This is a genomic window from Actinoplanes couchii (genome assembly GCF_016862075.1).
Classification (GTDB): Bacteria; Actinomycetota; Actinomycetes; order Mycobacteriales; family Micromonosporaceae; genus Actinoplanes; species Actinoplanes couchii.
In genome coordinates this window covers 1-8,051 of the sequence record NZ_BOMG01000163.1, presented here as the reverse complement: position 1 = coordinate 8,051, position 8,051 = coordinate 1, and the positions used below count along the sequence as shown (strand labels likewise).

The 8,051-nt window shown below is 75.7% G+C and carries 2 protein-coding genes and 1 pseudogene; all 3 read left to right on the top strand.

Annotated features, from left to right (window positions below; all coding sequences use genetic code 11):
* The coding region (locus Aco03nite_RS52115) for a type I polyketide synthase (RefSeq protein ID WP_203810668.1) at positions 1–2,305 on the top strand (2,305 nt) is incomplete at its 5' end.
* Positions 2,302–6,192: pseudogene (locus tag Aco03nite_RS52110) on the top strand (type I polyketide synthase); the annotation flags it as partial. The gene Aco03nite_RS52115 and the pseudogene Aco03nite_RS52110, both read left to right, overlap by 4 nt.
* Positions 6,193–6,285: 93 nt before the next feature.
* A partial coding sequence (locus Aco03nite_RS55110) for an SDR family NAD(P)-dependent oxidoreductase (protein WP_444978848.1) occupies positions 6,286–8,051 on the top strand: 1,766 nt, incomplete at its 3' end.

Here is an 8,051-nt window from a genome sequence, read left to right as displayed (position 1 = left end):
GCATGAGCGCTATTGGCTCGACGCCGGTCCCGCGCCCACTGGGCATCCGCTGATCGACCGGATCGCCGCCGTACCCCACTCCGGCGGTGTCGTCCTCGGCGCCCGGCTGTCCATGACCGCGCAGCCCTGGCTCGCCGACCACATCGTCGCCGGCGCCCGGCTCGTGCCGGGCACGCTCTTCGTGGAGATGGCCCTGCGCGCCGGGCACGAGGTGGGCTACGCCGAGATCGCCGAGCTCGTGCTGCACACCCCGCTGACCGTTCCCGACGGCGTCGCGGTCGCGGTCGAGATCGAGGCCGGCGCCGAGGAGGACGGCCGGCGGCCGTTCACCGTACGCGCCCGGCCGGACGGCGACGACACGTGGACGGCGCACGCCGGCGGGACGCTGGTCAAGGCCGGAGCCGCGGCCGGTGAACCGCTTCCCGCCTGGCCGCCGGCCGGTGCCACGCCCGTGCCGGTGTCGTACGGCGAGCTCGCCGGCGCGGGCATGGAGTACGGCCCGGCGTTCCAGGGGCTGCGCGCCCTGTGGCGGCGCGGCGACGAGCTCTTCGCCGAAATCACCGCGCCGGCCGGGGCAGAGTCGTGGACCGTCCACCCGGCGTTGCTCGACGCCTGCCTGCACGGCTGGATCCAGGCCGGGCCCGGCCGCGGCCGCCTGCCGTTCTCCTGGTCGGGGGTCCGGGTCGCCGTGCCGGGCGCCACCGGGCTGCGGGTGCGTCTCGCCCCGGCCGGTCCGGACATGTTGTCGGTGACCGCCGAGGACCCGGGCGGGACCATCGTGCTCGCCGCCCGGTCGCTCGCGCTGCGGCCGTCCGCCCTCGGCCGCCTCTTCCACGTCGACTGGCGGGAGATCGCCGCCGATTCCGGCCGGGACACCGGATTTGAGGTGCTCGACTGCACCGCGGAACCGGCGACGGTGCCGACGGGTGTGCACGAGTCGGTCGGCGCGGCGCTGACCGGGATCCAGCGGTGGCTGGCCGGCGACGGCGAGAAGCTCGTCGTGTCGACCCGGGGCTGGACCGGTGAGGCCGTCCGCGGCCTGGTGCGCTGCGCGCAGCGCGAGCATCCGGGGCGGATCGTACTGGTGCGCGACGCCGCCGCCGAGGATCTGCCCGCGGCCGCGGCGACCGGCGAGCCCGAGGTCGCCGTCCGGGACGGCCGCCTCTACGCGCCCCGGCTCGCGGCGGCGCCACCGGGTCGGCCGTGGCAGTGGGACGGCACCGGCGTGGTGCTGGTGACCGGCGGCACCGGAACGCTCGGCCGGGCCGTCGCGCGGCATCTCGTGGAGCACTGGCAGGCGCGCGACGTCGTGCTCGCCGGGCGCGGCGACGCCGACGGGGACCTGGCCGGCCGGGTGCGCGCGGCGCGCTGCGACGTGAGCGACCGGGCGCAGGTGCGGGCGCTGCTCGACGACCTGGGACCGGTTCGGCTGATCGTGCACGCGGCCGGCGTGACCGACGACGGCATCGTCACCTCGCTCACCACCGACCGGGTGTCGGAGGTGCTGCGGCCGAAGGTGGACGGCGCATGGCACCTGCACGAGCTGGCCGGTCCGGAGGCGACCCTGGTGCTCTTCTCGTCGGCGGCCGGTGTGCTCGGCTCGGCCGGTCAGGCGGGCTACGGCGCCGCCAACGCCTTCCTCGACGGCCTGGCCGAGCACCGCCGCTCGCTCGGCCGGCACACGGTGTCGATCGACTGGGGACTGTGGGCCGAACGCAGCGCCCTCTCGGCCGGCCTCACCGGCACCGACCGCGCCCGGATCCGGCGCACCGGGATCGAGCCGCTGGCCACTGCGGAGGCCCTGGCCATGTTCGACGCCGCGCTCGGCGCCGAGCCGGCCGCCGTGGTCGCCGCCCGCCTGGCCGCCGGCGGGGACTCGCCGATGCTGAGCGGCCCGGGCGGCGCGCGTCCCGTCAGCCGGCCCGGCACCGACCGGCCGGGCGGGCTGGCCGGTACGCCACCGGCGATGCGGGACCAGACGGTCGCCCGTCTGGTCCGGACGAACGTGGCGGCCGTGCTCGGCCACGACCGGCCGGAGCGGATCGCCGACGACGCCGGGTTCATGGCCCTCGGGATCACCTCACTCGGCGCCGTGGAACTGCGCAACCGCCTCAACGAGGCCACCGGCCTGCGGCTGCCGGCGACGGTGCTGTTCGAGCACCCGACGACCGGCGCGCTGGCCCGGCACGTTGGCGCCGAGCTGTGGCCGGAGCCCGAACCGGGACCGGCCGGACCGGCGGAGCTCGCGACGGCCTCGGCTGACGCGGTTCTCGACTTCATTCGACGCGAGCTCGGGGGTAAGTGAACGTGGCAAGTGAGACCGAGCTCGTCGAGAGCCTGCGCTGGGTCACCGCCGAGCTGCACCGCACCCGGCAACGGCTGGAGAGCGCCGAGGCCGAGCCGGCCGAGCCGATCGCGATCGTCGGCATGGCCTGCCGCTACCCGGGCGGCGTCTGCTCGCCCGAGGACCTGTGGCAGCTGGTCGAGCGAGGCGGCGACGCCATCACCGAGTTCCCGGTCAACCGGGGCTGGGACCTCGAGCGGCTGTTCGCCGACGCCCCGGACACGCCCGGCACCACGTACGTGCGGTCGGGTGGCTTCCTGCACGACGCCGCCGACTTCGACGCCGGCTTCTTCGGGATCAGCCCCCGTGAGGCCGTCACTATGGACCCGCAGCAGCGGCTCATGCTGGAGATCGCGTGGGAGGCCCTGGAACGGGCAGGCATCGACCCGCACTCGGCCCGGGGCAGCCGCACCGGTGTCTTCGCCGGCGTGATGTATCACGACTACAGCGGGCTGCTCCAGCACTCGCCGGAGTTCGAGGGCTTCTTCGGCAACAGCACCTCCGGCAGCGTCGTCTCCGGCCGGGTCGCCTACGAGCTGGGTCTCGAGGGCCCCGCCGTCACGCTCGACACCGCCTGCTCCTCGTCGCTGGTGTCGCTGCATCTCGCGGCGCAGGCCGTCCGCCGCGGTGAATGCGAAATGGCGCTGGCCGGCGGCGTGACCGTGATGGCGACACCGCGGCCGTTCGTCGACTTCAGCCGGCAGCGCGGCCTGGCGCCGGACGGCCACTGCAAGCCCTTCTCGGCCGGGGCGGACGGCACGATCTGGTCCGAGGGCGCGGGGGTGCTGCTGATCGAACGGCTGTCCGACGCGCGCCGCCACGGCCGCCCGGTGCTCGCCGTGCTGCGCGGCTCCGCCATCAACCAGGACGGCGCGTCCAGCGGGTTCTCCGCGCCGAACGGCGCCGCCCAGCAGCGGGTCATCCGGCAGGCGCTGGACGACGCCGGGCTCGCACACGGCGACGTCGACGCGGTCGAGGCACACGGCACCGGGACGCCGCTCGGCGACCCGATCGAGGCGCGGGCCCTGATCGCCACCTATGGACGGGACCGGGACGAGCCGCTCCGGCTCGGATCGGTGAAGTCGAACATCGGCCACACACAGGCGGCGGCAGGGGTGGCCGGCGTCATCAAGATGGTGCTGGCGATGCGGAACGGTGTGCTGCCCGCCAGCCGCTACGCCGGCGAGCCGTCGCCACACGTGGACTGGGACGCCGGGGCCGTGCGCCTGCTGGCCGACGCGGCGCCGTGGCCGCGCGGAGACCGGCCGCGCCGTGCCGCCGTCTCGGCCTTCGGCGTGAGCGGCACCAATGCCCACGTGATCATCGAGCAGCCCGTGCCGGACCCTGAGCCGGAAACCGGGCCGGAACGGCCCGCAGCGTCCGGCCCGGTCCTGTTGCCCTGGCTGCTCTCCGCCGCGAGCGCGGAGGGGCTGCGGGCGCAGGCGGCCCGGTTGCGCTCCGAGGTGGACCGCCATCCGGACCTCGGCGCCGCGGACGTTGCCTGGTCCCTGCGGCACGGGCGGGCCGCTCTCCCGCACCGGGCGGTGCTGCTCGGCGGGGACACCGGCGAGCTTCGTATCCGGCTCGACGGCCTCGCCCAGGGCACTCGCTACCCGATGGTCGCCGAGGGTGTGGCGCTACCCGGTCAGCGCCGCCCCGTGTTCGTCTTCCCCGGCCAGGGCGCCCAGTGGGCCGGGATGGCGGTGGACCTGCTCGGCACGGAGCCGGTGTTCGCCGCCCGGATCGCCGAGTGCGACACGGCATTGCGGCCATACGTGGACTGGACGCTGGCCGGCGTGCTGGCCGACCCGGCGGCGCTCGAACGGGTCGACGTGGTGCAGCCGGCACTGTGGGCCGTGATGGTGGCGCTCGCGGCGGTGTGGCGCTCGGCCGGTGTGGAGCCGGCCGCCGTCGTCGGGCACTCCCAGGGCGAGATCGCGGCCGCCTGCGTGGCCGGCGCGCTCTCGCTCGACGACGCGGCCCGCATCGTCGCCCTGCGCAGCAAGGCCCTGTTGCGCCTGGCCGGTGGCGGAGGCATGGTCTCCGTGCCCCGACCGGCTGCGGAGATCGGCGACCGGCCCGGTCTGTCGATCGCCGCGGTCAACGGCCCCCGCTCGACCGTCGTGTCGGGCACCGTCGAGGCGCTGGAGGCGCTGCTCGCCGAGGACGAGCGGGCCCGGCGGATCCCGGTGGACTACGCCTCGCACTCGCCGAGCGTCGAGGCCGTCCGCGCCGAGGTGCTCGCGGCGCTCGACGGCATCCGGCCCGGACCGGCCGCGGTCCCGCTCTATTCCACGGTGACCGGTGAACTACTGGACACCGCGCAGATGGACGCGGAGTACTGGTACCTGAACCTGCGCGCGACCGTCCGTTTCGAGACGGCGATCCGCGCCCTGATCGAGCGTGATCATCTGAGCTTCGTCGAGGTCAGCCCGCATCCGGTCCTGGTCGTCGGCGTTCAGGAGATCCTCGACTACGCCGGCCGGGCGGGACTGGCCACGGGAACCTTGCGACGCGGCGAGGGCGGCCGGGCTCGGCTGCTCACCTCGGCGGCCGAGCTGTACACCCACGGTGCCGACGTCGACTGGGACGCCCTGGCGGGCCTGAGCGGGGCCGGGCGGGCCGACCTGCCCACCTACGCGTTCCAGCGCACCCGATACTGGCCCGACGGGGCGGTCGGGACGCCGGGCCGCGCGTCCGGCGACTTCGCGGTCTCCGACCACGCGTTCCTCGACATGGCGCTCGGACTGGCCGAGGGCGACGGCTTCGTGCTGACCGGCCGGGTGTCGCTCGCCACCCACCCGTGGCTGGCCGACCACGGCGTTCTGGGCCGGGTCCTGCTGCCCGCCACCGCGCTGCTCGACCTAGCCGTACGCGCCGGTGACCAGGCCGGCTGCCTGCGGATCGACGAACTCACCCTCACCGCGCCGGCCGTGCTGCCGGCCGACGGCGCGCTGCAGCTTCAGGTCATCGTGGCCGGCCCGGCCGGCGACGGCCGCCGGCCGCTGGGCATCCACATCCGCCCGGCCGGCGTGCCGGGACAGGACTGGGTCCGCTGCGCGAGCGGCACGCTCGCCCCCGCGGCCGCGCCGCCCGGCCGGATGTTCTGGCCGGACACCGGCACGGAGCCCGTGGACGTGGACTCCGTCTACGACGACCTGCGCCGGCACGGGCTGGACCACGGCCCGGCCTTCCGCGGCCTCCAGAAGGTGCTCGCGGCCGGAGAACACGTCTACGTCGAGGCCGCGCTACCCCCGGCCGGCGACGGCGGCAGCTTCGGCATGCACCCCGCCCTGCTGGACGCCGTCCTGCAGGCGGTGGGACTCGCCGTCCCCGCCACGGACGACGGACCGCGGCTGCCGTTCACCTGGACCGGCGTCACGCTGCACGTCTCGGGCGCCACGCGGGTACGGGCCCGTCTCACCCGGACCGGGCCGGACACGGTCGAGCTGCTGGTCACCGACCCGGCCGGTGCGCCCGTACTCAGCGCCCGGTCGCTGCTGGTGCGGCCGGTGTCGGAGAGCCAGCTGCGGCACACCCACGACGCGGCGCTGTTCCGGATCGACTGGACTCCCTGCACCGACGAGGTCCGGCCGGTGGGGGAGCACAGGGTCGTCACGGCCGGCCGGACCACACCGGGCGACGCCGTACGCGCCGTGCTGGCCGAGGTGACCGCGTGGCTGGACGCCGAGCCCTCCGGCGAGCGGCTCGTCATCCGGACGCTGGACGCGGAGACCGATCCGGCCGGCGCGGCCGTGCGGGGCCTGGTCCGCTCGGTGCAGGCCGAGCACCCCGGCCGGTTCGTGCTGGTGGACACCGACGAGGCGGCGGCCGACCTCACACCCGCGCTGGTCACCGGCGAGCCCGAGGTGGCCCTGCGCGACGGCCGGGCGTACCGGCCCCGGCTCGTCCGGCTCACCGACACGCCCGGCGCGGGCGCGATGGCGCTGTCCGGCGGCACCGTGCTGGTCACGGGCGGGACCGGCCGCCTCGGCACGCTCGTGGCGCGGCACCTGATCACCGCGTACGGCGTACCGAGTCTGATCCTGATCTCGCGCACCGGCACGCCGGACCCGTCGTTCGCGGACCTCGGCGCGACAGTCCAGGTCGTCCACGGGGACGTCGCCGACCGGGAGGTGCTGCGCGCTGCGCTCGCCGCGATCCCGGCTGACCTGCCGCTCTCCGGCGTCGTCCACGCGGCCGGAGTGCTCGATGACGGGTTGGTCACCGCGCTCACCCCGGAGCGCCTCGACACCGTCCTGCGGCCCAAGACGGGTGCCGCGCTGCTGCTCGACGAACTGATCGGCGACGTGCCGCTCGTGCTGTTCTCCTCGGCCGCCGGCAGCCTCGGCTCCGCCGGACAGGCCAACTACGCGGCCGCGAACGCCGCGCTCGACGCGCTCGCCGTCCGCCGCCGGGCCCGCGGAGCCATGACCGTCTCGCTGGCCTGGGGTTTCTGGGCGGCCCGCAGCGGGATGACCGGCCACGTCGGGCAGGGCGACCTGGCCCGCATCGCGCGCACCGGCATCCTCCCGATCGACACCGGTGAGGCGCTCGACCTCTTCGACCGCGCGCTCGTCGCGGACGCCGCCGTGGTGCTGCCGCTGCGCCTCAACGGCCCGGCGCTGCGATCGGCCGGCGATGCGGTGGCGCCGATGTTGCGCGACCTGGCCGGCGTCGCGCATCGCCCGCCCGCCGGCGACGACCTGCGTTCCCTGCTGGACCGGGCACCCGCCGCCCGGCGCCACGGCCTCGTGCTCGATTCGGTGCGGTTCCATGCGGCGGCGGTCCTGGGCCGGGACACCGCGCACGGCATCGGCGCCGGCGACGCCTTCCGCGACCTCGGCTTCGACTCGCTGATGGCGGTCGAGCTGCGCAACGCGCTCGCCGCCGCGACCGGGCTGCGCTTACCGGCGACGCTGGTCTTCGACTTTCCGTCGCCGTCCGCGCTGGCCGGCTTCCTGCTCACCGCGATGCTCGGCGAGGAGGACCGGGAGACGGCGGACGCGCCGGCCGCCGCAGTGGACGAGCCGGTCGCGATCGTCGGCATGGCGTGCCGGTTCCCCGGCGATGTGCGCTCGCCGGAGGAGCTCTGGAACCTCGTGCTCGCCGGCGGCGACGCCGTCGCCGCGTTTCCGGCCGACCGGGGCTGGCCGGCCGGTGACGGCGAGGGCGGCTTCCTGTACGACGCCGGCGACTTCGACGCGGAGTTCTTCGGCATCTCGCCGCGCGAGGCACTCGGAATGGACCCGCAGCAGCGGCTGCTGCTGGAGACGACCTGGGAGGTGTTCGAGCGGGCCGGCCTGGACCCGGCGTCCTTGCGGGGCAGTCGTACGGGCGTGTTCGCCGGCATCATGTACCACGACTACGGGTCCGGTCTCGCCTCCGTGCCCGACGACCTGGCCGGCTATCTCGCGAACGGCACGGCGGGCAGCGTGGCGTCCGGCCGGGTGTCGTACGTGTTCGGCCTCGAAGGCCCGGCGGTGACGGTCGACACGGCGTGCTCGTCGTCGCTGGTGGCGCTGCACCTCGCGGCGCAGTCACTGCGCCGCGGCGAGTGCGACCTGGCGCTGGCCTCCGGCGCGACCGTGATGTCGACGCCCGCGATGTTCGCCGAGTTCGCCCGGCAGCAGGGCCTGGCCTCCGACGGGCGGTGCCACTCGTACGGGGAGACGGCCGACGGCACCGGACTGTCCGAGGGTGTGGG